We start from the raw sequence: 25,213 nt of genomic DNA on the forward strand, positions 1-25,213 counted from the left end.
GGGATAGAGTCACGCACCATGCGTTTTCCCGCCCTGAGCCTCGGCCTGCTGCTGACCGCCCTCCCCGCCCTGGCGGGCCCCGGCGCGTTCGTGTCCGACGTCTCCGTGGACGCGGTGGAGCAGCCGGAGTCATCCAAGGTCGTCTTCACCGTGGAGGCCGGGACGACGTACCCCCTGCTCAAGAAGGGCGGACCCGGGCGATCCTGGTGCAAGCTGCGGGGTGTCTCCACAGAGGGCTGGGTGCTGTGCGAAGGCGCCCAGGAGTCCGCGGTGCAAGCGGCTCCGAGCGCCGCGGTGCTGGCGGCCGCGGACCGTGCGGACTCAGCCCAGCGCGCCCAGGCTCGGCAGCAGCTGTTCGCGGCCCGCTCGGATGAGTCGGACGAGGAGCAGGCCGTGGCCGTCGTCGTCTCGGCGCCCAGTGGCGCGGCCCCGCGCTACGAAGGAGCCGCCCCGGCCGCGAGCGCTCCCCCCTCGACGGTGGCGGTGACGTGGAAGGCCGCCACGGGCTGCGCGACGACGTGCTCCCGCAAGCCGCTCTTCGACAAGCGCCCCACGCTGTCGGCGATGGACAAGGAAGTGCTGGCGCTGTGCCCCGCGCGCCCGGATGTGAGCGTGAGCGCGAACGACGTGCGGCGCTTCGTCACCCGCTACTACGACGACCCGCGCATCCAGCAGGCCCTGTCCGCGGCGGGACGCCCGGGCACGCGTCAGCCGAACATCGACTGGCTGACCAGCCTGTGGGTGAGCACGGGTCCGCGCAACGCCTTCACACACGTGTTCTGCGGAGACGACTGGGATAGGGGCCCCATCGGCGGACTGCACTTCCTGCCGCGCTATGCGCAGCTCGAGTCCGAGGGAAAGCTCTGCTACGGCGGCCCGGCGCGCGGGGGCGTGGCCAAGAACAAGGACAAGTACCTCATCCGCTACCAGGGCGTCGCGCCCTGGTCCTGTGGGGAGAAGCGGATGGGCGGCTTCTCCGAGGCCCCGGACGCGGTGGGCATCCTGTCGATTGGCACACGGGCCTTCGCGCGGTGCTGCGCCCGCGACGGCGCGAAGAAGGAAGGCGGCATCTACGGAGCGAAGGACCTGGGAGACACGCGCTGGCAGATCTGGTGCGGCACACGCAACGGCACCTACGGCATCGCCACGCTCTACCCCACGGACGACGCCGCCACCTGCGGCGAGTGAGCCCGGCCCACCTCGGCCGCGAAAGCGCCAGTCTTGGCGCGAAGGCGAGCCCCGAGAGGTCCACGCATGACGCCTGCGGCGAGACGGACTCGCGAGGCCCGTAGCCCGGTCACCTGAAAACACCCAGGGCCCGCTCGTGTCTCCGAGTCGGGCCCTGAGTCGAAACCAGGAGGACCGCCGTGAAGCCCGCGCTACTTCGCCGGCCCCACGGTGAGCACCGCGCCCGTCGAGTACGCGGTGAACTCCGGCGCATACATGGACTGCACGGTGGCGGGACCCACGCGGAAGGTGCCCGCCATGTTCGCGCGCAGCCGGTACTTGAAGGTGTATTCACCCGCGGGCAGCCACTCGAAGAAGAAGTTGGTGCCCGAGTCGCGCGTCTCCTCGTACCAGACGATGCCCAGGTCCCACTTGTGACGGGACTGCGCGTTCTCCGGCTCCAGGCCCGCGGCACGCGGATCTCTCAGGTGGACGTACTCCGCGGCGTGTTTCGTGCGCAGTGACAGCTGCACCTCCACCTCGTCACCGGGGTTGAGCAGCGCCCCCTCGGCGAGCGGCTGGAGCACGGCCTCGCGGCCCTCGCGCTCGCGACGGAAGTAGCGGCGCGACACCTGGAAGAAGTCCCCTCGGTCCTCGTCCGGCAGCTTCTCGGTGGAGAAGTGCCATGTGGCCGAGGCGAAGGCGAAGCCCTTCGTCGTCTTCTCCACCACCACGGAGCTCATCGTCTCCGGCCGGAGCTCCGGCCCCGGCACCACCACCTGGTTCTTCTTCCCCGTGTACACGTCCGGCGCGAACTCCATCTGCACCACCCGCGGGCCCACCGTCACCTTCGCGTCCTCGCGGATGCCCAGGGCGCCCTCCGCCTCCAGGTACTTCACCAGCGCGTAGAGCGCCTCGGCCGTGGCGCGCGTGGACTTCCAGTGGTTGAGCTTCTTGTCGAGCAACAACCACTGCACCAGTCCCTCGCGCCGCTCGTCCTTCGGCTTGAGCTCCGTCAGCACGCGCAGGGCGAAGGCCTGCGTCTCCGTGGTGTCGTTGTACCAGAGCCAGCTGCGGTCCTCGGGCGCCCAGTAGGTGCCCAGGTCCTCCGTCGTCTTCGACGAGTCCATCACGCTGTCCCAGACCTTCAGCGCGTCCGCCTGACGTCCCGCGCGCTTCAACGTCAGCGACAGGTAGCCCTTCAGGTAGGGCGAGTGCTTCTTCCAGTGCGTGAAGCTGAAGGCGAGCATCGCCTTGCGCTCGTCCGCGGTCAGCGCCTCGCCGGTGTAGCTGGCATCCGGGTACGCGGAGGCCACGTAGTTGAGGAAGGTGATGAACTCCCAGCTCTGCCCCTTCTTCGTCAGCTTCTCCGCGTACTCCTCTCGGAAGTGCCGGGCCAGATAGCCCCACGCGTTGCGCGTCATGTCCTGCGGCACCTCGACGCCGTACTCCATGGCGCGCGACAGGCCGTGGACGATGTAGAGCGTCATGTACGGCGACGGCGGGCCACCCGGCCACCAGGGGAAACCACCGCTGGACGTCTGTGCCTTGCGCAGCTTCCCCATGGCCGCGTCGCGCTCGGCGCGGGCAATCTTGGGGTCCAGCACCTTCACCAGGTCCTGGTCCGAATCCGGGCCGCCCTTCGCCATCTCCAGCCAGGGCGTCTCCTCCAACGTCATCTTCCGGTTCGGGTCCACCGAGTCCCAGGTCTCGAAGCGCGTGGGACGCTGGCTCATCTCCTTCGCCATCTTCGCCACGGCCGGATACTTCGCGTAGAGGCTGGCGAGGATGCCAGAGGACACGAAGCGGTTGAGCGTCTGCTCCGAGCACTCGTAGGGATAGTTCACCAGGTACGGCAGGGACTGGAGCGCCGCGTAGAACAATTGCGTGTCCACGGTGACGACGAGCTGCTCGTTCACCCGCGTCGCATCGCCCCCCTTCTTCAAGTCGTCGAAGCGCATCGTCTTCGAGCCCGGCCCCTTCAACGTGACGAAGCGCGACTGCGCCAGGTGGACGCGGCCGGGCAGCACGGGCAACGGCCGCAGCTCGCCATCACTCAGGTTCCCCGCGCGAGCCTCCACACGGAAGGCCACCGTCCCGACGCGCGCGGGCGTGGTGAGCGGGAAGCGCAGGTTCGTCCCCTTCCCCGGCGCCACCGTGAAGCTCTGCGACGCGCCCTTCACCCCGAACTCCGACAGCAGGCTCTTGCGCGTCTCCGGGTCCACGATGTCCAGCGTGAGCGTGCCCTGGCGCGCCTCTTCCGACGCGTTGTTCACCACCACCTCCAGCACCGCGCGGTCTCCCTCACGCAGGAAGCGCGGCACGTAGGGCCGCACCATCAGCTCCTTTACACTGCGGGTGGTGCGCTGCACCGAGCCGCCCTCCAGGTCCCTCGTCAGGCCGTGGACCCACACGCTCCACGCCGTCACTGAGTCCGGCACGGTGAACTCCAGCGTCGCGGACCCGTCAGCGCCCGTGAGGAGCTGCGGCACCCAGAACGCCGTCTCGGCGAAGTTGGAGCGCAGCGCGGCTGGTGCGGCCGCCTCGGCCTGGGCGGGAGCGCCTTGCAGCTTGTCCGCCGCGGCGTTCATCTCCTCCATCGGGGGCATGCCGGGCGGCGGAGGTGGAGCCTCGGGCTCTTCCCGCATCGACTTCTCCTTCGACTCGGAGCGAGCCACCGGCGCCGGGCGCGGCGCGGAGACACCTCCGAAGGACTCGAAGGACCGCGAGTTCCCATTCCGGTAGCGTCTGCGCCCTGGCCCTCCCAGGCCGTAGCTGTCCTCGAACTTCAGCCGATCCGAGGTCGGAGGCTCCCACTGGAACGCCTCGCCATAGCCCTGGGAGACGAGCCACTGCGACTGCCCCATCGACAGGGACGACAGCAGGGACACCGACGACATGCGCGGCGGATAGAGCGAGGAGACACTCGGCGGAGAGTGCGGCGCGAACAGGTCCAACGACTGGTCGTACATATACGCGAGCAGCTCGGCCGCGCCCGCCTCCACCTTCGCGCCCTTGGGGCCCTTCACCGTCACGCGGAAGGTCTCCTTCGCGCCCGGGCGGAGCTTGTCGCGGAAGGTGGCGAACTCCAGGCTCAGCTCCTTGTTGTCCCACGGGACGAACACGTGCTCGGAGAACTGGACGAGCTGCCAGTCGCGCACGAGCGTCAGCACCGCGGTGAAGCCTCCACGCAGCGCCTCCGTCACCGGCACCTCCACCACCGCCGGCGTCTGGCCGCCCACCAGCGACTTGCGCAGGACGCGCTGGTCGCCCTGGTAGAGGTCCAACATCAACGGCTGGCCCTCGAAGCCGGAGATGGCCAGCAACCGCGCCACCTCTCCGACGCGCACGCTCGAGTTCTCCACCGTCAGCGCCGCCGCCAGTGCGACGGGCGCGCGCGCACCCGCGACCAGCAGCTCACGCGCCACCGTGAACTTCTGCCCGAAGGCATCCGTCGTCTCGTAGTGCAGCCGATAGGCGCCCGCCTTCAGCGAGGGCAGCTTCACGCGTGCGACACCGTCCGCGCCGTGCTGCACGGTGCCCTTCGTCTGCTCCGCGCCGTCCTCCCAGCGAGCCATCACGGACTGCGGCTTGTACGTCTGCATCCACCGCGCCTGGAGCGCATCACCCGGCGTGGGCTTCTTCACCGCGTCCGGGTCCGCCTCCAGGAACGGAAGCGCGGGCTGCGGCTCGTCCGCGGGCATCAGCGGCTGCGTGGGCTGCTTCAACGCGACCAGGCGCCAGCGTCCCGCGCCCGGCTGCGGCGCGCCGTCCAGGGTGGAGCGCACCAGTCGGACCTCGGCCTGCGAGCCTTCGCGCAGGAAACCCGTGTCCGTGTCCACGCGCCCCTCCACCGCGACGAAGCCCAGGCGGAAGGCCCGACTGGCCGAGCGCGTCTCGCCGCCCTCGTCCGTGGCATCGGCCTCCACGCGATAGCGCCACGTGAGGCCCGGCGTGCGCGCGGAGCGCTCATCGGCCTCCGGGGTGAAGGTCACCTTGAAGCCGCCGTCCTCCTCCACCGACGACGAGCCCGCGGCCACGAGCTGCCGCTGCCGAGAGATGAAGCCGGAGTCGTACCACCACCACCAGGGCAGCACCGGCTCACGGTAGGCACGCCAGCGCACCGTGCCCGACGCCACGGGCAGGCCAAAGTAGTAGCGCGCCTCGCCCTTGAAGGTGGCCGGACGGTTCAGCCGCAGCGGCGCGTCCGCGTCCTTCAGCGTCACCTCGAAGGTGGGCCGCTTGTACTCCTCCACGCGAATCGTGGACGAGCCCCCGGACTCCACCTGCACCGTCCACACGCCCAGCAACCGCCCCGTCGGAACGGTGAACTCGCCCGCCACCGAGCCGAAGTCATTGGTGCGAACGTTGAGCCGCTCCACCTCCTGGTGGTTCGGGTCGATCAACCTCACCACCAGGCTGTGCTGCTCCAAGGTCTTGTACCGCGCCTGGTCTCCACGTCCTGAGAAGGCCACCACCTTCCACTGCACCTTCTGCAAGGGCCGGTAGACGCTCCGGTCCGTGAAGACCAGGGACGACGTCGCCTCCCTCGGCGGCGAGCGGTTGTAGAAGGCCAGGCCATTGGGCAAGAGCAAGGCCCCGCGTCCCTCGCCCACCACCATCAGGTACGAGCGGTAGCCCTGTCCCGGCGGCGCGGGGAAGGACACGTCACCCTGAGGATTCGTCCGAGCGCGGGCCGCCTCGCGGAAGCCGGTGCGGTAGTCCATCTGGATGAGCCGCACCAACACTTCCGAGGCGGGCTTGCCGGAGTCGCCCTTCAGGATGCGCGCCTCCATCGAGTTGCCCTCCACGTTCCGGGTGAGGGCCACCCACGGCGTCACGGCCAGGAAGGTGGCCTGGATGCGGTTGCCCTTCTCCCGGAAGTCCTCGCGCGCGGAGGAGAGGATGAGGTACGTGCCCGTCTCCTTCAGCGGAGGCGTGACGAAGGTGCGGTGCAACTGGAAGTCGGGCGTCGCGGGGAGCTGGGTAGACCACGTCGTCGTGGGCTTGCGTCCCCGGTTGTAGCGCATCAGCTCGTCGCCGGAGGGCAGGACGTTGTAGTCGTCCACCTTCTTCAGCCGCGCCTCGACGTCGAGCAGGAACGCCCGGAAGTAGACCACCGGCACGTTGCGGTGGGTCACCTCGATGGAGCGGCGGTCCGCGCCGTCCGACTGCATGGAGGCGACACGGAAATCAGGCGCCTCCAGCGTCTCCACCAGCGTGCGACAGCGCGTGGCCCCCAGCGACTTCGGGTGGGCCTGCATTCCCTCCTTCGCCAGCGCATGCGCGCGCACCGCGTGGCCCGCGGCGTTCTCCTGCTCCGCGAGCAGGCCCTGCCCCATGGACCACCAGGGCACGTCCCGGAACGCGTTCAGGTGCGCAGCCAGGTGCTGACGGATGCGCGCGCGGTCCTCCGCCTCGGAGAAGTGCTGGTGCAGCACCTCGTAGCGACGCAGCCGGGCCTCCAGCGCCGCCTCACGTCGCCCACCCGTCCGGTGCCACGCCTCCAGGTCCCCCAGCACGGCGGCCACCTTCACCAGCGGGTGGATGTTGGCATCCGTCAGCTCCACCGTCGGCGCGCCCTCCAGCAGCGAGCCCAGGTCCAACCGGAACACCTCGTTGGCCTGCTCGGGCCGCCAGTGCGAGCTGTCCGCCAGCAGCTCCACGCGCAGGTACGAGACGGCGTCGCGCAGCGTGGAGCGGATGCCCGCGGGATAGGTGTTGGGCTCGACGTACTCGGACAGCACCTTCACCGGCTCGGCGCCCAACGACTGCCGCTGCTTCCAGACGTCCTCGTAGGCGCGCTGGGCCTCGGTGAGGATCTGGTCGTACGTCCACGCCTTCAGGTCCACCGGCCCCGATGACGCCACCTGCTCGCGCTGCCGCACCTCCCAGCCGTACGCCTGCGCATAGGTGACGAGCGCGTTGGCGTAGTAGAGGTTCAGCGTCGCGCGAGCCAGCGCACCCTTGGGCCAGGGTTGTTCGCGCAGGAAGCGCACCGCCGTCTCATAGCCGTGCAACGCCGAGCGGAGCTGTACGGTGCGAATCAGCGCGCGCGCCCACTCGGACTCGTCCGCGCCGTTGCGCGCCTGGGCGAGGCGGGCCTCCGCGGCCTGCGCGGCGGCCTCCACCTTCTGGTTCGACACCAGCGCGTCGATGTCCTTCCAGGAAGAGAGCGCCTTGGCCTGCGCCGCCCGGGCCACGGGCGTGGCGAGCAGCAACAGGGACAACAGCGACAGCGCGACAGCGGATGTCCAGGTCCGGAGGGTGTGGTGCATGGTCGGCACTCTAGACACAGGAGGCCGCCCAGGCGTTCCACATTACGGCTCAGGAAGTCGGAGTCGCCTCGCCCGAGGGGGCCTTGCGACGCAGCCCCACCAGATAGACCTCCATGCTGGCGCCGCGCGTTGCCTCGGGGCGAACCACCTTCACTTCCTCGAAGAGGGCGCGCACCTGGTTGCGGAAGTCCTCGAAGTCGCCGCCCATGAACACCTTCGCCACGAAGGACGAGCCCGGCCGGCCCCGCGCCACCGCGAGCTCCAGCGCCTTGCCCGCCAGCCGCAGGCTGCGCGCCTCGTCGGTGGCCTTGATGCCGCTCGTCTTCGGCGCCATGTCGGAGATGACCGCGTCGAACAGACCGTCATGCATCGCGGTCAGCTTCGCGTCGAAGTCGTCCGCGAGCACGTCCAGCACCGCCGTGCGCACGTGCCGCTGCGTGAAGGGACGGATGGCGACGATATCCACGCCAATCACCTGCCCCGAAGCGCCCACGGCCTCCGCGAGAATCTGGAGGAACCCTCCAGGCGCGGCCCCCAGGTCGAGCACCACATGGCCCTTCTTCACCATGGGGAAGCGCTTGATGAGCTCGTCCACCTTGAAGGCGGAGCGAGCGCGAAGGCCCTCCTGCTTGGCTTTCTGGAAATAGTGGTCTTTAGGACGGTAGGGCTTGCCCATGTCAGAGGGGCTCCCTACCATCCGCTACTGTCTTCGGGAAGCCGGAGCGGTCGTGGGTGTCGAGGCCCGCGCAATGGCGGATCCGGAGGACGTTGAGATGGGCACCCGGAGCTTGACGGCAGCGCTGTGCCTCACCCTGTTTTCGTCGGGTGGAGCGGTCTACTGCTACACCCGGGCGGACGCACTCCAGGTCCAGGGCCAGTGGCTGATGGAGCGAGGCACCGCCCAGGCCGAGGATTATGCGCTGCGGCTGGACGGCAAGGCCGCGGACGCCCAGCTCAAGACCTTCGCCGAGCGGCGCGGGGTGATGGAGAAGGCCCACCTGTGGGAGCGGGGCATGATGCTCGGCATCCTGGCGGCCGCCATGGCCCTGGTGGGCGCGTATGTGCTGTTCCTGCTCAAGCGCCTGGATGACCAGCTCCTGGATGCCATGGGCGACCTGCGCCCGTCCTCGCACCCGTCGGTTGCTCCCTCGGAGCCCACGGGAGCACTCATGTCCAGCCTCCAACGGTAGGACTCCCAGGCGCCTCGGCGCGCTGGCACAATGGCGACCCTGCTCTCGCGGAGGTGGCCATGCCCGGCTGTGCGCACTGTGGACACTCGCTCGACATCATCGCCAATCAGGTGGGACGCAGCGACACGTGTCCGAACTGTGACGAAGACGTGCGCTCGTGCCGCAACTGTCGGCACTACGACGCGAGCGTGGCCAAGGAGTGCAAGGAGCCCTTCGCGGAGGTGCCCGCCGACAAGGACGGCGCCAACTTCTGCGAGCTGTTCCAGGTGGGCGAAGGCGGCCTGCACGCGAAGGCCAGCCGCGACGCGATGATGAACGCCGCGGAGGCTCTGTTCAGGAAGCGCTGACGAGGGCGACGGCTCAGCGCGAAAGCCCCGGCGCCACCGCAACGGCCGAACCCACGAACGGGACGACCTTGGAGAAGCCCTGGGGTGGGTTCGCGAGCGCGGAGGGTCCACACTCGCCCCACTGCGTGATTCCGTGGGGCAGGAGCTCCTTCAAGTCGTAGCGCGCGCCGTTCAGCTCGAACGCGGTGCTCCACACGATGCGCGCCGTGAAGACGTTGAGCGACAGCGAACGTCCGGAGCTCGCGGGCCCGTTGAAGGCGCCGCCCACCACGACGCTGGCCCGGCGGAACGTGGCGATGGGACGCCCGGCGGAGAACGACTCCGGGTCGTCGAAGTGGGGCCGCCCGGGGCGCTGCTCGTTGAGGTAGACGGTGAAGTCTCCCACCGGGTCCACGCTCAGCGACAGGCCGCCGTTGTCGAGCGTCACGGACTTGAACGGCGTGGAGCGGAAGGTCAGGAGCGCGGTGGACTCGGCCACCTTCCCGCTGGGGTCCTCGAACAGCGGCCCGTGCAACCCCTCCAGGTGGATGAAGTAGCCCAGGTCCTGGAGCATCGAGTCCTTCGACGCCAGATAGAAACGGCCCGTCACGTACCACGCCACGCTCGCCGGAATCACAGGTGCCATCACCACCTCCACGGCGACACCCTAACCGACGCGCGGCCCGTGCTAAACGGCGGGACATGATCCGCAACCTCCTCGCCGTGTCCACGCTGCTGTGCCTGACGGGCTGCACCACCATCGGCGCCACCAACTACGCCGTCCCCAAGGAGCGGGCCACCGAGTGCAAGCAGATCTGCACCGACCTGGACATGGAGCTGGGCGCGGTGGTCGTCATCCGCAGCTCGGCCGGGTGCGTGTGTCAGCCGCGTCCCGCGGAGGGCTCGCCCACGGGCGCCGGCGCGGCGGCGGCGGGCAGCGCGGCCATCCAGGTCATCGAGGAGGAGCAGAACAGCGGCACCTACGCGCAGCAGCATCAGAGCACCCGGTAGGCCCCGGCGCGTCGCGGGTCCAGGCGGGTGTTCGAGGCGACGGGCGGGCCCTGACTGACGGACCCGCCCCGTCCACACGGCTCAGAAGCCGTAGAGCTTCGAGATGATCTCCTTCATCACCTCGGAAGTCCCACCGCCGATGGTGATGAGGCGCACGTCGCGCCACATGCGGGCGATGGGCGTCTCCTCGATGTAGCCCATGCCGCCGAAGAACTGCTGCGTGTCGTAGGCGACGCGCTGGGCCAGGTCTCCCGCGAACAACTTCGCCATGGAGACCTCCTTCACCGGGTTCTCCTTCCGGTCGAAGAGGTCCACCGCGTGGTACGTCAGCCGCTTCGCCGCTTCGATGGCCGTCAGGTGCTCCACGAACTTGTGGCGCCACACCTGGAACTTCATCAGCGGCCGGCCGAATGCCTCGCGCTCGCTGCCGTACTGGATGGCGTCCTCCATCATCCGCTCCATGCCGGACACGGTGGTGATGGCGCCGACCAGGCGCTCGCCCTGGAAGTTCGTCATGATGTGGTAGAAGCCCTCGTTCTCCTCGCCCAGCACGTAGCGGGCGGGGATGCGACAGTCCTCGAAGTAGAGGATGGCCGTGTCCGAGGACAGGTTGCCAATCTTGTCCAGCTTCTTGGAGACGCCGAAGCCCTTCACGTCCGTGGGGAACGTCACCAGGGAGATGCCGCCGTAGCCCTCGCCACCCGTGCGCACCGCCAGGGTGATGAAGTCCGCGCGCGTGCCGTTGGTGATCCACATCTTCGAGCCATTGATGACGTAGTCGTCGCCGTCGCGCCGCGCCGTCGTCTTGATGCTCGCCACGTCCGAGCCGCACCCCGGCTCGCTCACGCCCAGCGCGGCGATGCGCTCACCCTTGAGCGCGGGCTCCAGGAACTCCCGCTTCTGCTCGTCGGTGCCAATCTCGTTGATGATGGGCGTGGCCATCTGGCTCTGCACCAGCAGCGCCATGTTCACGCCCGCGTTGCGGCTGTAGCTCAGCTCTTCGCAGAACGCCGTCACGTACCAGTAGTCCAGCCCACTGCCGCCGAACTTCGGATCATGGTTGATGCCGAGGAAGCCCAGGTCCGCGCACTTCTTGAACAGCTCGCGAGGAAAGATGCCCGCCCGGTCCCACTCCAGCCCGTACGGCGCCATTTCCTTTTCGACAAACGCGCGCACCGTCTTGCGGAAGGCCTCGTGCTCCTCGGTGAAGGGGTTCGGCATGCACACTCCTCATTGGCGGGGGGACAACAAGATTGATTTTAGAATCAATAGCAGGCGTCCCGGGGAAGCAACAAGGACCGGCCATCAGCCCCGTACTCCGGGGCAACCCCTGAAGAAAGTCCTGCTCGCCCGGCAGGCGGGCGTTAGGTAGGCCCGGTGGGAGATAGTCCGCATCGCGGAGTATCTCCTTGACAGACAGTTCAGGAACTGTAGTTTCCGGGCCGCAGAATTTCCAAAGGTTTGAGCCGGCGTGGAGTCCTGGAGGGGTCCGGGGACCGCGAGCTGGCAGGAGCAGGACGACCGTGATTCGACGCATGTGGGTGGCCGCGGTGCTGGCGGCGGTGATGATGACGGGCTGCGGCAAGGGCGGCGCCAAGCCGGCCCTGCCCGAGCAGCAGGGCCCGGCGGCGATGGGTGTGAAGGCCATCGCGCCAGCGACGGAGCTGGAGGCCAGCATGACCCGCGTGACGGGTCAGGTCCGCTCCAAGCAGGAGGCGACGCTGAGCGCGCAGGCCACCGGCACCATCGCGAAGATGCTGGTGAAGGTCGGCGACAAGGTGAAGAAGGGCCAGCCGCTGGCGGTGCTGGATACCTCCAACGTCGTCATTGGCGTGGAGCAGGCCCGGGCGGTGAAGTCGGCCGCGGACGCGGCGCTGCAACTGGCGACGAACAACCTGGAGCGCACCCGCAAGGTGGCCGAGTCGGGTGGCATCGCCGCGGCGGGGTTGGATCAGGCGGAGATCGGCACGAAGCAGGCCGCCGCCCAGGCCGCCCAGGCGGGCGCCACGCTGCGCATGGCGGAGGAGAACCTGCGCGACATGGCCATCATCGCGCCCTTCGACGGCGTCATCACCGCGCGCATGAAGAACATCGGCGACACGGTGGCGATGATGCCGCCCACCCCTGTCTTCACGCTGGTGGACATCACCGGCCTGGAAGTGCGCGCGCTGGTGCCGGAGTCCGTGGTGGACAAGATCAAGCCCGGCTCCAAGACGCAGGGCACGGTGAGCCCCAGCGGGATGCGCTTCGAGGTGACGGTCGCCAACGTGGGCGCCACCGTCGACATCACCAACCGCACGGTGGAGGTGCTGGCGGACGTGGTGGGTGAGACGGCGTCGCCGCTGCGCCCGGGCGCGCTGGTGGACCTGGACTTCTCCAACGTGGCGGGCCAGTCCGACGACAAGGGCCTCTTCCTGCCGACGCAGGCCGTCAGCGCGCGGGGGCAGACCGGCTTCGTGTGGGTGGTGCAGGACGGCACCGTGCGCAAGCGCGACGTGCGCGTGGAGCGAGTGCTTCCCGGCTACGTGCGCATTCTCCAGGGCCTGGCCGCCGACGAGCGCGTGCTCGCCGACTCTTCCCTGGACGTGAAGGAGGGCACGGCCGTCCGCGTGGTGCAGTGACGCCTGCCCTCCCCCTTACCTTTTGGAGCTCCTGAATGAGCCCGCTCAAGACATTTATTTCACGGCCCATCTTCACCGCCATGTTGATGATGGCGGTGGTCGTGTTCGGCATCAACGCTTACCCGCGCATCGGCGTCGACCAGTTCCCCGACGTCGACTTCCCTGTCGTCACCGTGACGACGGTGCTTCCCGGCGCGGACCCGGAGACCATCGAGAAGAACGTCAGTGACCCGCTGGAAGAGGCGCTCAACACGCTCAACGGCGTGGAGCAGCTTCGCTCCATCAACATGGAGAGCGTGTCGCAGATCGTCGTGCGCTTCACCCTGGCCAGCAAGGTGGACGTGGCCGCGCAGGACGTGCGGGATCGCGTCCAGGCCACGCTGAGCAAGCTGCCGGACGAAATCGAGACGCCCGTCGTCGAGAAGTTCGACATCGGCGCCGCGCCCATCATCACCCTGTCGCTGTCTGGCGCGCTCCCCATTGAAGAGCTGACGCGCACGGCGGAGGACATCATCAAGCCCGCGCTACAGCGTCAGAAGGGCGTGGGCAGCATCGACGTCATCGGCGGTCGCGAGCGGGAGATCCAGCTCGTCGTCGACCCGGACCGCCTGCGAGGCTTCGGGCTGGCCATCAGCGACGTGAGCCAGGCGGTGCGCGCGCAGAGCCTGGACGTCCCGGGTGGCCGCACCATGGACGGCGGTCGCGAGCGCGTGCTGCGCCTGACGTCCGAGGCGAAGAGCGTGGATGAGATCCGCAACATCATCATCGCCAGCCCCAACGGCGCGCCGGTGCGCGTGCGGGACATCGCCGACGTGGTGGACGGCCCCGAGGAAGCGCGTGGCGCCGCGAAGAACGGCGACCGCAGCGCGGTGGCGCTGGTGGTGCGCAAGCAGTCCGGCTCCAACACGGTGCAGGTGGCCTCGCTCGTCAAGGAGTCCCTGGGAGAGATCAACAGCCGGCTGCCCGAGGGCATCACCGTGGACATGGTGTCGGACAACGCGCGCTTCATCCGTTCGTCCATCGCCTCGGTGCAGTTCGACATGGTGCTCGGCGGCATCCTCGCCGTGGTCATCGTGCTGCTGTTCCTGCGCAACCTGAACTCCACCATCGTCGCGGCCGTCGCCCTGCCGGTGTCCGTGGTTGGCACGTTCGCGGTGATGGCGGCGCTGGGCTTCACCTTCAACATGATCACGATGCTGGCGCTGACGCTCTCCATCGGTCTGCTCATCGACGACGCCATCGTGGTCATCGAGAACATCGTCCGTCACATGGAAGAGGGAAAGACGCCCATGCAGGCCGCGCTGGACGGCGCCGGGCAGATTGCCCTCGCCGTGCTCGCGGTGACGCTGGCCATCGTCGCGGTGTTCATCCCCGTGGCGTTCATGGACGGCATCATGGGCATGTTCTTCTACCAGTTCGGTGTCACGGTGGCGGTGGCGACGCTCATCTCCTACGCCGTGTCCATGACGCTCACGCCCATGCTGTCCTCGCGCATGCTGCGCCACCACGGTCAGCCCACGGGCGTGTCCGCGGCGGTGGAGAAGGTGCTGGTGGGCATGGAGAACGGCTACCGCAAGATGCTGGCCGCCATCCTCCGTCGCCGCCTGGTGACGATGGCGGTGGCGGTGGTGGTGCTCTTCGCGACCTTCGGCCTGGCCCGCTTCCTCAAGTTCACGTTCATCCCGGAGTCGGACAACGGGAACATCAAGCTGGCGGTGGAGCTCCCCATCGGCTCGACGCTCTACGAGACGCAGGCGGAGATCGACCAGCTCGACGCCCAGGTGCGTGCACTGCCGGGCATTGCCTCCACCTTCGCCACCGTCGGTGGCGGCGTGCAGGAGGAAGTCCACAAGGGCGAGCTGCTCATCAACCTGGTGCCCATCAAGGAGCGCAGCTATCCGCAGGGTGAGCTGAAGACGTATCTGCGCGGCGCCATCAAGCCCCGTCCGGGCGTGTCGGTGACGGTGCAGGACGTCACTGGCATCGCCGGTGGTGGTTCGCGCTCGCAGCAGGTGCAGTTCAACCTGCGCGGCGACAACTGGCAGGAGCTCATCGCCACGTCGGAGAAGATGAAGGTGGCGATGAGGACCAACAAGGGCCTGGTGGACATCGACTCCACGTACCGCTCCGGCAAGCCCCAGTACGACGTGGTGGTGGACCGCGAGCGCGCCGCCAGCCTCGGTGTCCCGGCCGCGTCGCTGGGCACCACGCTGCGCGCCTTCCTCGGCCGCGACAAGTTCGCGGACTACCGAGAGGGCGGCGAGACGTACGAGGTGAAGCTGCGGCTGCCGCCGGAGACCCTGGCGTCCGCCGATGCACTCGGAAAGCTCACGGTGCGTGCCCCCAGCGGGCAGCTCGTGGAGCTGCGCAACCTGGCCTCCGTCACTCCGGCGGATGGCCCGGTGCAGATCGACCGTGAGTCCCAGAAGCGGCAGATCACCCTGCTCGCCAACCTGGCCTCCGGCTACCAGCTGGGTGACGCCGTGGCCTTCATGAACACGACCGCGGAGAAGGAAGTGCCCAAGGGGATCATCTACGACTTCGAGGGCAACGCGAAGGAGATGGGCAAGGCGGTGTCCGCGTTCGGCGCCGCGCTGCTGCTCGGCATCATCCTCGTGTACATGATTCTGGCGGCGCAGTTCGAAAGCCTCGTCCACCCGTTCACCATCATGTTGTCGCTGCCCTTCGCCTTCATCGGCGCCATTGGCGCGCTGCTCATCACCGGCCAGGCCATGTCCATGTTCGCCCTCATCGGCGTCATCATGCTCATGGGTCTGGTGGTGAAGAACGGCATCCTCCTGGTCGACTTCACGCTGCAGTTGCGTGAGGAAGGCAAGAGCGCCACGGAGGCCCTGCTGGGCGCCGCTCCGGTCCGTCTGCGTCCGATTCTCATGACGACCATCGCGATGATCGCCGGCATGATTCCGGTGGCGATTGCCCGGGGCGACGGCGCGGAGACGCGCGCGCCCATGGCCATCACCATCATCGGCGGCCTCATCACCTCCACGGTGCTGACGCTGGGCGTGGTGCCGGTGGTGTACTCGCTGCTGGACCAGCTCACCGAGAAGTTCAAGCGGCGCAAGGGCCCGGGCACCGCCCCGGACCATGGCACGCCGCACGCGGTGGGTCCGCACGGCGAGAAGGCCGCGGTGGCCGCGGCCGCGCGAGTGGAGACGGCCTGATGCGAGTGCCGGCGAACAGACCGGCCCTCCGCGTGCAGCCGTCCGGCGCAGGCGAGGAGGAGCTCGAGCTCACCGAGGAGGGCGGCGTCACGGACGACGCCCTGCCCGAGGCCGAGCAGGACTCCCCCACGCCCGCGTCACGGCGGCTGCACGAGCTCATCATCCAGCTCGGGCGGTACCGCTCCCTGCGGGACCCGCTGCATGGCATCTGCGAGAGCAATCAGCTCACCCCCACGCAGATCCACGCGCTGATGTGGCTGGGCAATGACGGCCCCACGCACGTGGGCGTCCTGGCCCAGCGTGTCGGCATCACCAAGAAGACCATCACCGGTGTGGTGGACCGGCTGGAGGACATGAAGCTGGTGGAGCGCACGAGGGACGCCGAGGACCGGCGCGCCGTCGTCGCGCAGCTCACCACGGAGGGCGTCAAGCTCTTCAACCTCATCAGTCGCAGCGTGGACCAGGGCCTGCGACGCATGCTGGACCTGCTCCCCGCCGACGACCAGGAGGCCCTCTTCGGCCTGCTGGAGCGGGTGCTGAAGCGGCTCGGGGGCCCCGCCTCCGAGCAGGCCCTCTAGGATGCACGAGCGCGCGCCGGTGGCGACCTCCGCCCGGCGCGCGCTCCGTTGTTTCCCGAAGTTGTTCTCTCTCTTCATTCTCGTGCTCGTCACCCCGGCGTCGGGTGCCACCCCGCTGGGCCAGGAGCTGGCCGGACGGTGCCGCGCCTGGGCCGCGGATGCGCGCAACCCCTGGGCGCTCGCGCACGGCGTCGTGCTGGAGGGCCAGGCCTTCCGCGCGAGTGACGGCCGGCTCGCCTCCGACGTGATGGTGTCCGACTTCCTACGCCGGACTCCCGCGTCCGAAGACAGTCCCTCGAAGCAGGCGGACCTCTTCTTCGAGTCCTCCACTCCCGACGGAACTCCCGTTGAGCCGCACCCTGCCCTCCTCGTGAAGACGTTGCTGGCCGCTGGCCAGCCGCTGTCCCAGCGCTTCACGATGGCATGGGGCACGGTGACGCTGCGCGAGCTGGTGGAGGACGTGAAGCGCGACTTCCGGATGGAACAGGTGGCCTCCCCCGAGAGCGCCTGGAAGCTCGAGGTCCTCTCGCTGAGCGCTCGTCCTGGCGACACGTTCCGCGACGGTACGGGGCGCAAGGTGAGCGTGGATGCGGTGATGGAGCGCGCGCTCGCCACGCTGGAAGCGGAGCAGGCCGCGCTCGCCTCGGGCATGAAGGCCGGGCGACCCGAAGTGCCCAAGCGAGGTGAGGGCATCTACGCGCATCCATGCGGTGGGTTGCATTACTTCCAGGCCGTGGCGGGCTGGGCACGACATCCATCCGTGCGCGCGGCGTGGAGGCCACGACTGGCGGCGCAGGTGGACGTATTGCTGTACCGGCTCGACTCGGAGACTCGGCAGTACGAGACGGCCTGGGCTTCGGCGCCCTCGCAACGCGAGCAGGTGCTGGCGCAGATGCTGAAGTTCCAGGGGCACTTGCTGGAGACGCTCGGGCGATTCCGCGACGACACCGGCTGGCGCCCCACGGCGCGACAACAAGACATCGTGGAGCGCGCGCGCAGGTATCTGCAGAACACGGTGCGCAGGATGGACGAGACGGGCCTGCTCGCGGCCCCCGCGTCCGTGGCCACACGGAATCGACAGCTCGCGCTGGACCTGGTGGGCGACACCTGCCACGCGGCGCGGGGCGAAGCGCTCTGGAGCCGCCCTTCCGCCGGACGAACTCCGTAGTCCGCGCGAGGCGTCCGCCGCGTCACACGCCCGGGCGCGCCTGTTCCTCGAGCGGGCACGAGGCGCCCGCCGCGTCACACGCCCAGGCGCGCCTGTTCCTCGAGTGGGCACAAGGCGTCCGCCGCGTCACACGCCCAGGCGCGCCTGCTCCTCGAGCGGACACGAGGCGCCCGCAACACCTCAAGGCCGCACGAGGCGCCCGCAGCACCAGCGCATCAAGGCCGCACGGGACGTCCGCCGCGTCGCACGCCCAGGCGCGCCTGCTCCTCGAGCGGACACGAGGCGCCCGCAGCACCAGCGCATCGAGCTACCGCGAGTCGCCCGCCGCGTCACACGCCCAGGCGCGCCATCTCCTCCTCCGTGAAGCCCGCTTCCGCGAGCACCTCGCGAGAGTGCTGGCCCAACGCGGGAGGCTCGCGCAGCGGCGTTGGCCCCATGCGCAGCGGCGTCAGCAGATGCGTCACCTTGCGACCCAGTCGAGCATCCTCCGCCTCGACGAAGAGGCCACGAGCACGAAGCTGCGCATCGGCCAGCACCTCGTCCCCTTCCGCCACCGGCTCCACGCACAGGTCCGAGCCCGCGAACTTCTCCGCCCAGTACGCCAGCGGCTGCTCCGCGAACAAGCGCGTCAGCTCCGCCTTCACCCGCGCCCCGTCCTCGCCCGGCGTGTACGCGTCGTCGAGCAACTCCGGGCGCCCCAGCCGCTGACAGACTCCCGCGAAGAACTTGGGCTCCAGCGCCCCCACGGCCAGCCACCGGTCATCCGCCGTGCGGTACAGGCCGTAGCACGCGTACCCGCCATTGAGCGCCTCGCGGCCGCGCTCGAGCGGCGCGCCCTGCTCGCCCATGAAGAGCCGGGCCGCCAGGTGCATGTGCAGGAAGGCGGTGGCCCCATCCGTCATGGAAACGTCAACGAAGCGGCCCTTCCCCGTGCGCTCGCGCTCGTGCAGCGCCGCCAGGATGCCCACCAGCGCGAAGAGACTCCCGCCGCCGATGTCGCCCATCTGCACGCCGGGAAAGGCCGGAGCCCCACCCGCCTCACCGCCGTAGCCCAGCAGGCCCGCACGGGCCACGTAGTTCAAATCGTGCCCCGCCTTGAGCCGGTCCGGCCCCGTCTGCCCATAGCCGGAGATGGCGCAGTAGATGAGCCGGGGGTTCTCCGCCCGCAGCACCGACTCGCCCACGCCCAGCTTGTCCATGACACCCGGCCGGAAGCTCTCCACCAACACGTCATGCGTGCGCGCCAGCCGCTTGAGCGCGTCACGCCCCTCGGGCGTCTTGAGGTTCAGGGTGAGCGACCGCTTGTTCCGATTGAGGCCGTAGAACAGCGCCCCCACATCATCGCGCGAGGGTGGCATCGCCCGGACATAGTCGCCGCCCTCCGGCTCCTCCACCTTCACCACCGTGGCGCCCAGGTCCGCGAGCACCAGCGTGGCATAGGGGCCGGGCAACAGGCGCGACAGGTCCAGCACGCGCAGACCCGTGAGTGGCAGCGAAGACATGGCGGTTCTCCAGGAGTCGAACGAGACGAGAGGGGCCTGAAACGACGTGCGGCGCGCCCCCGGAGTGGGAACGCGCCGCGCGAATCGGAGCGAAGGTCGGCACCAGGGCCACCCTCACGCTCCGAGGGAACTACGACAGCAGCTTCGCGAGCTTCATCGCGAGGCCCATGTCCATGGGCTTGAACTTCAGCTTGCCCTGCATGGCCGCCATCTGGGCGTTGAGCTTCTTCTCGCGGATCTTCACGAAGTCCTCGTTGCTCACCAGGATGGTCATCTTGGACGCGCCCTCGATGCCCGGGGAGACCCAGCCCTCTGCCTTGGTCAGGTCCAGCGTCCACTTCCCGCCGCCCTCGCCGGAGATGTCGAAGTGGATGATGGCGTTGATGTCCTTCGCCAGCTCCGGCTTCGCCTGGAGAACTTCCGGAATCTGGGTCTCGATGATGTCCTTCGCGGTCATGACGCGCTCCTTGGCCTGGTCGTTGATTGAAGAATCAAGACGGGTGGAGGGGACCGTAATGGCGCCCCCCTGACAGGTCAAGCAGCGCGACGCGCGGTGTTCATCACGCGCTGGTGCTGCTCGCGGTGGACGGGTTCAGCGAGCGGCGCACCATGTCCAGCAAGTCGTTCAGCTCGAAGGGCTTGGCCAGGTGACCCACGGCGCCAATGTCCTGGGCCTTGCTGCCCACGTTGCGGTCCGCGCTGAGGACGATGAGCGGGATACCCGCCACGGCGGGCGGCTTCTGTCGCATGCGCTGGGCGAACTCCCAGCCATCCATCACCGGCATCATCAAGTCCAACAAGATGAGGTGGGGAGGCTCCGGCTCGAGGCGCTCCAGCGCCTCCTTCCCGTTGCGGGCACGACGAATGACGAAGCCTTCGGCCTCCAGAATCTCGGAGAGGGCTTCGAGGATATCCGGGTCGTCATCCACGACGAGGACGACGGGAGCACCATCAGGCTGTGTGTTAGGCGGAGTCAGGGCAGTCTCCCTCGGTGCGACGCTGGGGATTCTTCCACCATCCTCCCATCCAGCGGCGCAAGAAAGTGCGCTCCCCGCACACGATGGGGATGCACGTTGCAAAACCGACAGTGCCGCCCCACCCTTTCCGTGACCTGCTGGACAGGAGGTGGAAAACGTGAGGAGCCCTGGGGAGATGGGAGCTGGCAGCACGGCGGAAGCGCCTGGCCTCGTCCTCGTCCCCACGCAGGGGCCCCCTCGCCTGCTGGGCGGGTTGCTGCTCGAGCATCTGGGCCTCCAGGAGCTGCCCCCGGGCGCCACCTCCGTGGAGGCGCTCCTGGGCGCATCAGGCTTCCAGCGTCGCGCGGGAGACATGCGCGTGTGGGAGCGGGGAGATGAGGTGGTCCTCGCCGGAGAAGAGCCCCTGGGCGACGGAGGGCGGCTCCTGTGGACCTTCCCGGTGGGCTGGAACGAGTCGGATGCGCGCCGCAGGGTGCGCTACCTGGGCATGGCCTCGCATGACCTGCGCGGCTCCCTGGCCAACATCCGCTCCTATGCCGCGCTGCTGCTCAATGGCCGCGTCCCGCTGGAGCCCAAGGTGCAACGCGGGCTGGAGACCATCCTGCGCAACGCGGACCGCTCGCTGTCCTTCTCGCAGGACTTCTTCGACTCGAGCAGGGCCGACCTGGGCTCGCTCGCCTGCGAGCCGGAGCGCCAGTCGCTCATCCCCCTGCTGGACGCGGCCGTGGAGCGCCAGCGCGCGGCGGCCACCGCCGCCAATGTGGCGCTCGTACTGGACCTGGATCCCCGCGTGGCTCCGCCCGACGTGGCCGTGGACGGAGCCCGAATCCAGCACGCCGTGGAGGCCTTCATCCTGTACCAGCTCTCCCGCTCCCAGCCCGGCGAGGTCATCTACCTGAGGGTGCACCCGGGTGCCCCGAGGGTGCGGGTGGAGGTGCGACGGGAGGGTGTCCCCCTGTCCGACGAAGACGCCTCCGTCGTGTTCCGGCGTGAGGAGCGGGCCTTTCGCGAGAAGAAGCTGGAGGACCCGCTGCGCATCTACCTGGCCCGCCAGGAGGTGGAGGCGCACGGCGGAAGCGTCGGCGTGGAGACGGATGCGTCCGGTAGCTCCCTCTTCATCACCCTCACCGCGCTTCCGGGGGCCATGCTCGGCACTCCAGCGGCCCTCCAGGCATGAGGCCTCCGCTCTTGCTGGCGGTCCACGGCGCCCCCCGCTATGCTCCGGCCGATTTCGCGAAGGAGCCGTGATGCTGGGGCTGAAGCCGATGGAACTTCTTCTCATCCTGTTTGTGCTGCTGCTCCTCTTCGGGGCCACGCGGCTGCCGCAGCTCGGCTCGTCCCTGGGCAGCGCGATTCGCAACTTCAAGCGCGGCTTTGGCGGTGAAGAAGAGACGGGTACGCCGGGCGCCGACAAGAAGGGCACCGGCACGCTCGCCGGCGGCGGCAACGTGGACAAGGACGTGAAGTCCACCACGCCCAGCAGCCACGCGTAATCCGCTCCGGGCACTCCCGGAAAGCACGACGCCCGCTCCACCCCGTCTTCCGGGGCCGAGCGGGCGTTGACGTTTCAACCACCTGGCCTGTCCGTCCCCTGTCCCAACGGGGCGGCACGCCCCCAGTCGATAGCACTGGGGGCGAGCGGCCGAATGCTCAGTCGATGACGGCCACGTTGTCGTACATGGCGTCGATCTGCGCCTTGTACTTCGTGCTGCAGACCTTGCGCTTGACCTTCAGGGTGGGCGTCAGCTCGCCGGACTCCTGGGTGAAGTCCGCGGGCATCACCGTGAAGCGCTTGATGGTGGCGTACGGCGGCGAATCCGCGTTCATCTTGTCCAGCACCGCCTTCACGGCGGCGTGGATCTCCGGCCGCTTCGCGTTGTCCGCGTAGCTGCCCACCGGGGCGCCCTTCTCCTCGAGCAGCTTGCGCGCGGAGTCTTCCGCCACGGTGATGAGCGCCACGAGGTACGGGCGCTTGTCGCCGTACACCATGGCCTGGCTCAGCAGCGGGAAGGTCTTCAGCGTGTTCTCGATGTTCTGAGGCGCCACGTTCTTGCCGCCCGCCGTGACGATGATGTCTTTCTTGCGGTCGGTGATGCGCAGGTAGCCGTCGGCATCCAGCTCGCCGATGTCACCGGTGTGGAACCAGCCGTCCTTCTCCAGCACCTCGGCCGTGGCCGTGTCGTTCTTGTAGTAGCCCTTCATGATGCAGGGGCCACGCACGAGCACCTCGCCGTCCGCGGCGATCTTCGCCTCGGTGCCCGGCAGCGCGGGACCGACGGTGCCAATCTTGATCTTGTTCGGACGGTTGGCGTTGGTGGGAGCCGCCGTCTCCGTCAGGCCGTAGCCCTCCACGACCTTGAAGCCCAGCAGGTCGAAGAAGTAGCCAATCTTGCGCGACAGCGGCGCGCCACCGGAGACGAACAGGCGCATGTTGCCGCCCAGCTTCTCGTCCAGCGTGGCCCGCACCTTGGTGAACACCAGCTTCTTCGCCAGCGTGAAGCCGAGCGTGTCGTACGGCCGGCCCTGCTGCATCGCATCGACGTACTCGTCGAAGAGCTTGAAGGCCCAGCGCGTCAGCCGGCCCTTGAGGCCCGGAGCCGACGTGCCGTTGGACACCACCGTGTTGTAGACCTTCTCGAAGACGCGGGGCACCGACGGCAGCACCGTGGGACGCGTCTCCACGATGTTCGCCATCAGCTTGTCCACCGACTCCGCGATGATGAGGCGGAAGCCCATGCTCAGCCACGCCGCCTTCACCACCTGGGCGAAGACGTGCGCCAGCGGCAGGAACAGCATGACGGCGTCCGACGGCTCCATCATGCCGATGGCCTGCACCGCGTGCGCCTGGTACGTCCAGTTGCCGTGGGTGAGGATGGCGCCCTTCGGATCACCCGTGGTGCCGGAGGTGTAGATGAGGCAGTTGGTGTCCTCGGACTTCACGGACGCCACCCGCTCCTCGAAGGCGCCAGGGTTGGCCTGGTGCGCCTCGCGGCCCTGCGCCATGACCTCCGCCAGGGCGACCTCCTGGCCGCCCGCCACGGGACCGTCGAAGACGATGACCTTGGTGACGGTGGGACACTCGGCCAGCTTCTGCCGGACGCGCGTCAGCCGCCCCGCCTGCTTCGCATCCTTCTCGTCGTTGTCCACGAGGACGAACGACGTCTCCGAGTGCTTGATGACATAGCGGAACTCGTCCGGAAGGTTGGACGAGTAGATGGGCACGGTGATGGCCTGCGCCGCGGTGATGGCCAGGTCCGCGACGATCCACTGGAGGCTGGTGTTGGCGAACAGCGCCACCCGGTCTCCGGGCTTCACGCCCTGGGCCACCAAGCCCGCGGACAACGCCTTCACGTCGTCCAGCACCTGTCCGAACGTCACGTCCTGCCAGCGGCCGTCCTTCTTGTGCGTCACACCCGCCTTGGAGGCGTTCTGCGCGCGCTGGATCAGCAACTGGACCAGGTTTCCCTCTTGCGCTCCGGCCGCCGAAGCCGAAGGTGCTACCTGATTCTCTGCTCTCACTTGAGCTCCTCCTCGATGTCGGCTTCGACCTTCTTCGCCCACTCCTGGATGCGCTGACCCTCCGGAGGGTCATACGCGACGCTTCCCTGCTTCACCTTCTGGATGGCGTCACGCGCCTCCTTGGCCTTGTCGTCCTTGAGGAGCGTCTCGGCGAGGAAGTAATGCGCGCGCAGCATCTCCGGGTGTTTCTTGATGGCCTTCTCGTAATACTCCGCCGACTTCTTCAGATCCCGCTTCGGCCAGGGCAGCTCGTAGAAGTAGCGACCCTTCACGAGGAGCGGCGCGCTCCAGTTGAAGGTCGGATCAATCTTGATGGCCGTGTCCACGCGCTCGTTGAACTTGCCCTCCAGCCCCTCACCCAGCGCCTTCATGACGCCTACTGCTTGAGAGTAGGCGCCGATACCCGTCGCCGCGTAGTAGTGGCCCTCCACGCGGGCAGGGGCCAGCTTGATGGCCTTCTCGGAGACGTCCCACGTCTGCCGCCCGAGCACCTTCTTGAGCTTCTCGTTGCCCGCCCCGTCCGCCTGCCACTGCAGGAGCCGGGCCTGGCGCCACACCAGCTCGAAGTCGTCCGGCGTCGCCGTCAACGCCTTCTTGAGCTCCGCCTCCAGCTCCTTCACCGCCGCGGCGTCCGCGCGACTGGCGTGCAGAGCATCCAGGCGGGTCCACACCTCGGCGTCGGCCGCCCGTGCCGAACCGGCAACGAGCAGGCACAAGGCAAGTAAAATCAGGCGCATGGGCGGTGGGCTTAGCACGCACGCTCGGCCGCACGCAAACCACGCAGGCAGCCTTTCCGGCAAAAAACAAGAGCGGGGCCGGCAAGGGTGGAAGACCCCGCCAGTCCCGCTCAGTCCGCGTATCTCCCCAGGTGGGGAGAAGGTCGGCTCAGGCCGCGTCGGCGGCGGCCTGCTCCTCGTTCTCGTTGAAGGCGGACAGGTAGCGCTCCAGGAACGTCTTCGTCTTGAGCTCCACCTGGCGCACGCGCTCGCGCGATACGCCCCACCGCTGTCCCAGTTCCTCCAGCGTCAGCGGCTTGTCCTGCGTCAGCCGCTCCGTGAGGATGTCCCAGCCCAGGTCGCCAATGCGCTTGCGGACCTTGGTGAGCGCGTCGTGGATTTCGGTGTCCTGCTCATTCGAGAGGAACACGTCCTGGGGCGACGGCCCGTTGTCCTCCAGGCGGTCCAGGAAGGTGGTCTCCCCTTCCTCGTCGATGGAGGCGTCGAGCGAGAAGTCCACCATGCTGCCCCGCTCGGCTTCTCCGCCACGGACCTGGCTGCGGTTGTCCTTCAGGTAGCGGGTGATGTAGGCGCGAATCCACCACACCGCATACGTCGCGAAGCGCACGTTCTTCTTCGGGTCGAAGTGCTCAATCGCCTTCATCAAGCCCACGTTGCCTTCCTGGATGAGGTCATCCAGGCGCGCGCCGCGATTGGCGAACTTCTTCGCCACGGCGACAACGAAGGCCAGATTGGAGGTCGCGAGCGTCTGTCGCGCGGACTCGTCGCCCTTGCGAGCACGACGTGCGAGCTCGTACTCCTGCTCGCGCGTCAGTTGGTGATGTCCCCCCAGGTGACGCAGGTATTGCGACAGGCCCTCCGCCGCAAACTTCGTCGAGTTGGCCATGATTTCCCGTCCTCCGTTCGATGCCGGACGCGCTGTCCCCGCCGACTCGCGTCCACCTGCATCTAGGACGC

General features: G+C 68.5%; 20 protein-coding genes. 10 read left to right on the forward strand and 10 right to left on the reverse strand.

Translation table 11 applies throughout. The annotated features are described in order from the left end of the window. Positions 1-18 precede the first annotated feature (18 nt). A complete protein-coding gene (locus HR086_RS15540) occupies positions 19-1,188 on the forward strand; it encodes an EndoU domain-containing protein (protein WP_174466010.1) in 1,170 nt (389 codons plus the stop codon). 191 nt (positions 1,189-1,379) lie between these two features. Here the strand turns inward: HR086_RS15540 and HR086_RS15545 are convergent, their stop codons facing one another. Then, positions 1,380-7,445, reverse strand: a complete 6,066-nt coding sequence (locus HR086_RS15545; protein ID WP_174466011.1) for an alpha-2-macroglobulin — start codon at positions 7,443-7,445, stop codon at positions 1,380-1,382. A 49-nt stretch (positions 7,446-7,494) separates the two neighbouring features. Continuing rightward, on the reverse strand, positions 7,495-8,142 hold the full coding sequence (locus tag HR086_RS15550; RefSeq protein WP_141644925.1) for an RlmE family RNA methyltransferase: 648 nt from the start codon (positions 8,140-8,142) through the stop codon (positions 7,495-7,497). 76 nt (positions 8,143-8,218) lie between these two features. Here HR086_RS15550 and HR086_RS15555 point away from each other — a divergent pair, with 76 nt between their 5' ends. Both HR086_RS15555 and HR086_RS15560 read left to right on the forward strand, forming a co-directional pair. Further along, positions 8,219-8,635, forward strand: coding sequence for a hypothetical protein (locus tag HR086_RS15555; RefSeq protein WP_174466012.1), 417 nt, complete (start codon positions 8,219-8,221; stop codon positions 8,633-8,635). A gap of 59 nt (positions 8,636-8,694) precedes the next feature. Beyond that, entirely contained in the window at positions 8,695-8,982 is a 288-nt protein-coding gene (locus tag HR086_RS15560; RefSeq protein ID WP_141644927.1) for a hypothetical protein, read from the forward strand. 13 nt (positions 8,983-8,995) lie between these two features. Here the strand turns inward: HR086_RS15560 and HR086_RS15565 are convergent, their stop codons facing one another. After that, positions 8,996-9,607 (reverse strand): hypothetical protein, encoded by a 612-nt coding sequence (locus HR086_RS15565; protein ID WP_174466013.1) that lies wholly within the window; start codon positions 9,605-9,607, stop codon positions 8,996-8,998. Positions 9,608-9,663: 56 nt separating this feature from the next. Here HR086_RS15565 and HR086_RS15570 point away from each other — a divergent pair, with 56 nt between their 5' ends. Then, positions 9,664-9,972, forward strand: a complete 309-nt coding sequence (locus HR086_RS15570) for a hypothetical protein (RefSeq protein WP_141644929.1) — start codon at positions 9,664-9,666, stop codon at positions 9,970-9,972. 81 nt (positions 9,973-10,053) lie between these two features. On the opposite strand, the gene HR086_RS15575 is transcribed toward HR086_RS15570, so the two are convergent. Beyond that, the gene (locus HR086_RS15575) at positions 10,054-11,193 is read right to left on the reverse strand and encodes an acyl-CoA dehydrogenase family protein (protein WP_174455195.1); all 1,140 of its coding nucleotides are present in this window, start codon (positions 11,191-11,193) and stop codon (positions 10,054-10,056) included. Positions 11,194-11,495: 302 nt separating this feature from the next. On the opposite strand from HR086_RS15575, the gene HR086_RS15580 reads away from it, so the two are divergent. Genes HR086_RS15580 through HR086_RS15595 form a run of 4 tightly spaced genes read left to right on the forward strand, consistent with a single transcriptional unit; the run spans position 11,496 to position 17,521 of the window. Next, entirely contained in the window at positions 11,496-12,593 is a 1,098-nt protein-coding gene (locus tag HR086_RS15580; protein WP_373564307.1) for an efflux RND transporter periplasmic adaptor subunit, read from the forward strand. Positions 12,594-12,628: 35 nt separating this feature from the next. Continuing rightward, positions 12,629-15,775, forward strand: a complete 3,147-nt coding sequence (locus tag HR086_RS15585) for an efflux RND transporter permease subunit (protein WP_174462339.1) — start codon at positions 12,629-12,631, stop codon at positions 15,773-15,775. Next, positions 15,775-16,353 (forward strand): MarR family winged helix-turn-helix transcriptional regulator, encoded by a 579-nt coding sequence (locus HR086_RS15590; protein WP_174455194.1) that lies wholly within the window; start codon positions 15,775-15,777, stop codon positions 16,351-16,353. The genes HR086_RS15585 and HR086_RS15590 overlap by 1 nt, the downstream gene beginning before the upstream one ends. Position 16,354: 1 nt before the next feature. Further along, complete coding sequence (locus HR086_RS15595) at positions 16,355-17,521, forward strand: hypothetical protein (protein WP_174466014.1); 1,167 nt, start codon at positions 16,355-16,357, stop codon at positions 17,519-17,521. Positions 17,522-17,850: 329 nt separating this feature from the next. Here HR086_RS15595 and HR086_RS15600 read toward each other — a convergent pair whose 3' ends face one another. From HR086_RS15600 to HR086_RS15610, 3 genes are all read right to left on the reverse strand, one after another. Next, complete coding sequence (locus tag HR086_RS15600; RefSeq protein WP_141644933.1) at positions 17,851-19,023, reverse strand: CaiB/BaiF CoA-transferase family protein; 1,173 nt, start codon at positions 19,021-19,023, stop codon at positions 17,851-17,853. Positions 19,024-19,153: 130 nt separating this feature from the next. Continuing rightward, a complete protein-coding gene (locus tag HR086_RS15605) occupies positions 19,154-19,480 on the reverse strand; it encodes an SCP2 sterol-binding domain-containing protein (RefSeq protein ID WP_141644934.1) in 327 nt (108 codons plus the stop codon). 103 nt (positions 19,481-19,583) lie between these two features. Then, positions 19,584-19,952: a response regulator gene (locus tag HR086_RS15610; RefSeq protein WP_174455191.1), complete on the reverse strand. Its 369-nt coding sequence runs from the start codon at positions 19,950-19,952 to the stop codon at positions 19,584-19,586. A gap of 223 nt (positions 19,953-20,175) precedes the next feature. On the opposite strand from HR086_RS15610, the gene HR086_RS15615 reads away from it, so the two are divergent. Both HR086_RS15615 and tatA read left to right on the forward strand, forming a co-directional pair. Then, on the forward strand, positions 20,176-21,177 hold the full coding sequence (locus HR086_RS15615) for a sensor histidine kinase KdpD (RefSeq protein ID WP_217441823.1): 1,002 nt from the start codon (positions 20,176-20,178) through the stop codon (positions 21,175-21,177). Between the two features lie 70 nt (positions 21,178-21,247). Further along, entirely contained in the window at positions 21,248-21,493 is a 246-nt protein-coding gene (tatA, locus tag HR086_RS15620; protein ID WP_174455190.1) for a twin-arginine translocase TatA/TatE family subunit, read from the forward strand. A 157-nt stretch (positions 21,494-21,650) separates the two neighbouring features. Here the strand turns inward: tatA and HR086_RS15625 are convergent, their stop codons facing one another. The 3 genes from HR086_RS15625 to HR086_RS15635 form a co-directional block, all read right to left on the reverse strand. Continuing rightward, positions 21,651-23,519 (reverse strand): long-chain fatty acid--CoA ligase, encoded by a 1,869-nt coding sequence (locus HR086_RS15625; RefSeq protein WP_174455189.1) that lies wholly within the window; start codon positions 23,517-23,519, stop codon positions 21,651-21,653. Beyond that, positions 23,516-24,256, reverse strand: coding sequence for a tetratricopeptide repeat protein (locus tag HR086_RS15630; protein WP_174466015.1), 741 nt, complete (start codon positions 24,254-24,256; stop codon positions 23,516-23,518). Before HR086_RS15630 ends, HR086_RS15625 begins: the two co-directional genes overlap by 4 nt. 148 nt (positions 24,257-24,404) lie before the next feature. Further along, positions 24,405-25,142, reverse strand: coding sequence for an RNA polymerase sigma factor RpoD/SigA (locus HR086_RS15635; RefSeq protein ID WP_141644938.1), 738 nt, complete (start codon positions 25,140-25,142; stop codon positions 24,405-24,407). Between the last annotated feature and the right edge of the window lie 71 nt (positions 25,143-25,213).

Source organism: Myxococcus sp. CA039A (genome assembly GCF_013336645.1).
Taxonomy (GTDB): domain Bacteria; phylum Myxococcota; class Myxococcia; order Myxococcales; family Myxococcaceae; genus Myxococcus; species Myxococcus llanfairpwllgwyngyllgogerychwyrndrobwllllantysiliogogogochensis.

What these genes read in the sequence shown, in the direction of transcription:
- HR086_RS15540 (WP_174466010.1), top strand. Translation starts at nt 19, where the DNA reads ATGCGTTTTCCCGCCCTGAGCCTCGGCCTGCTGCTGACCGCCCTCCCC.
- HR086_RS15545 (WP_174466011.1), bottom strand. Translation starts at nt 7,445, where the DNA reads ATGCACCACACCCTCCGGACCTGGACATCCGCTGTCGCGCTGTCGCTG.
- HR086_RS15550 (WP_141644925.1), bottom strand. Translation starts at nt 8,142, where the DNA reads ATGGTAGGGAGCCCCTCTGACATGGGCAAGCCCTACCGTCCTAAAGAC.
- HR086_RS15555 (WP_174466012.1), top strand. Translation starts at nt 8,219, where the DNA reads ATGGGCACCCGGAGCTTGACGGCAGCGCTGTGCCTCACCCTGTTTTCG.
- HR086_RS15560 (WP_141644927.1), top strand. Translation starts at nt 8,695, where the DNA reads ATGCCCGGCTGTGCGCACTGTGGACACTCGCTCGACATCATCGCCAAT.
- HR086_RS15565 (WP_174466013.1), bottom strand. Translation starts at nt 9,607, where the DNA reads ATGGCACCTGTGATTCCGGCGAGCGTGGCGTGGTACGTGACGGGCCGT.
- HR086_RS15570 (WP_141644929.1), top strand. Translation starts at nt 9,664, where the DNA reads ATGATCCGCAACCTCCTCGCCGTGTCCACGCTGCTGTGCCTGACGGGC.
- HR086_RS15575 (WP_174455195.1), bottom strand. Translation starts at nt 11,193, where the DNA reads ATGCCGAACCCCTTCACCGAGGAGCACGAGGCCTTCCGCAAGACGGTG.
- HR086_RS15585 (WP_174462339.1), top strand. Translation starts at nt 12,629, where the DNA reads ATGAGCCCGCTCAAGACATTTATTTCACGGCCCATCTTCACCGCCATG.
- HR086_RS15590 (WP_174455194.1), top strand. Translation starts at nt 15,775, where the DNA reads ATGCGAGTGCCGGCGAACAGACCGGCCCTCCGCGTGCAGCCGTCCGGC.
- HR086_RS15595 (WP_174466014.1), top strand. Translation starts at nt 16,355, where the DNA reads ATGCACGAGCGCGCGCCGGTGGCGACCTCCGCCCGGCGCGCGCTCCGT.
- HR086_RS15600 (WP_141644933.1), bottom strand. Translation starts at nt 19,023, where the DNA reads ATGTCTTCGCTGCCACTCACGGGTCTGCGCGTGCTGGACCTGTCGCGC.
- HR086_RS15605 (WP_141644934.1), bottom strand. Translation starts at nt 19,480, where the DNA reads ATGACCGCGAAGGACATCATCGAGACCCAGATTCCGGAAGTTCTCCAG.
- HR086_RS15615 (WP_217441823.1), top strand. Translation starts at nt 20,176, where the DNA reads ATGGGAGCTGGCAGCACGGCGGAAGCGCCTGGCCTCGTCCTCGTCCCC.
- tatA (WP_174455190.1), top strand. Translation starts at nt 21,248, where the DNA reads ATGCTGGGGCTGAAGCCGATGGAACTTCTTCTCATCCTGTTTGTGCTG.
- HR086_RS15630 (WP_174466015.1), bottom strand. Translation starts at nt 24,256, where the DNA reads ATGCGCCTGATTTTACTTGCCTTGTGCCTGCTCGTTGCCGGTTCGGCA.
- HR086_RS15635 (WP_141644938.1), bottom strand. Translation starts at nt 25,142, where the DNA reads ATGGCCAACTCGACGAAGTTTGCGGCGGAGGGCCTGTCGCAATACCTG.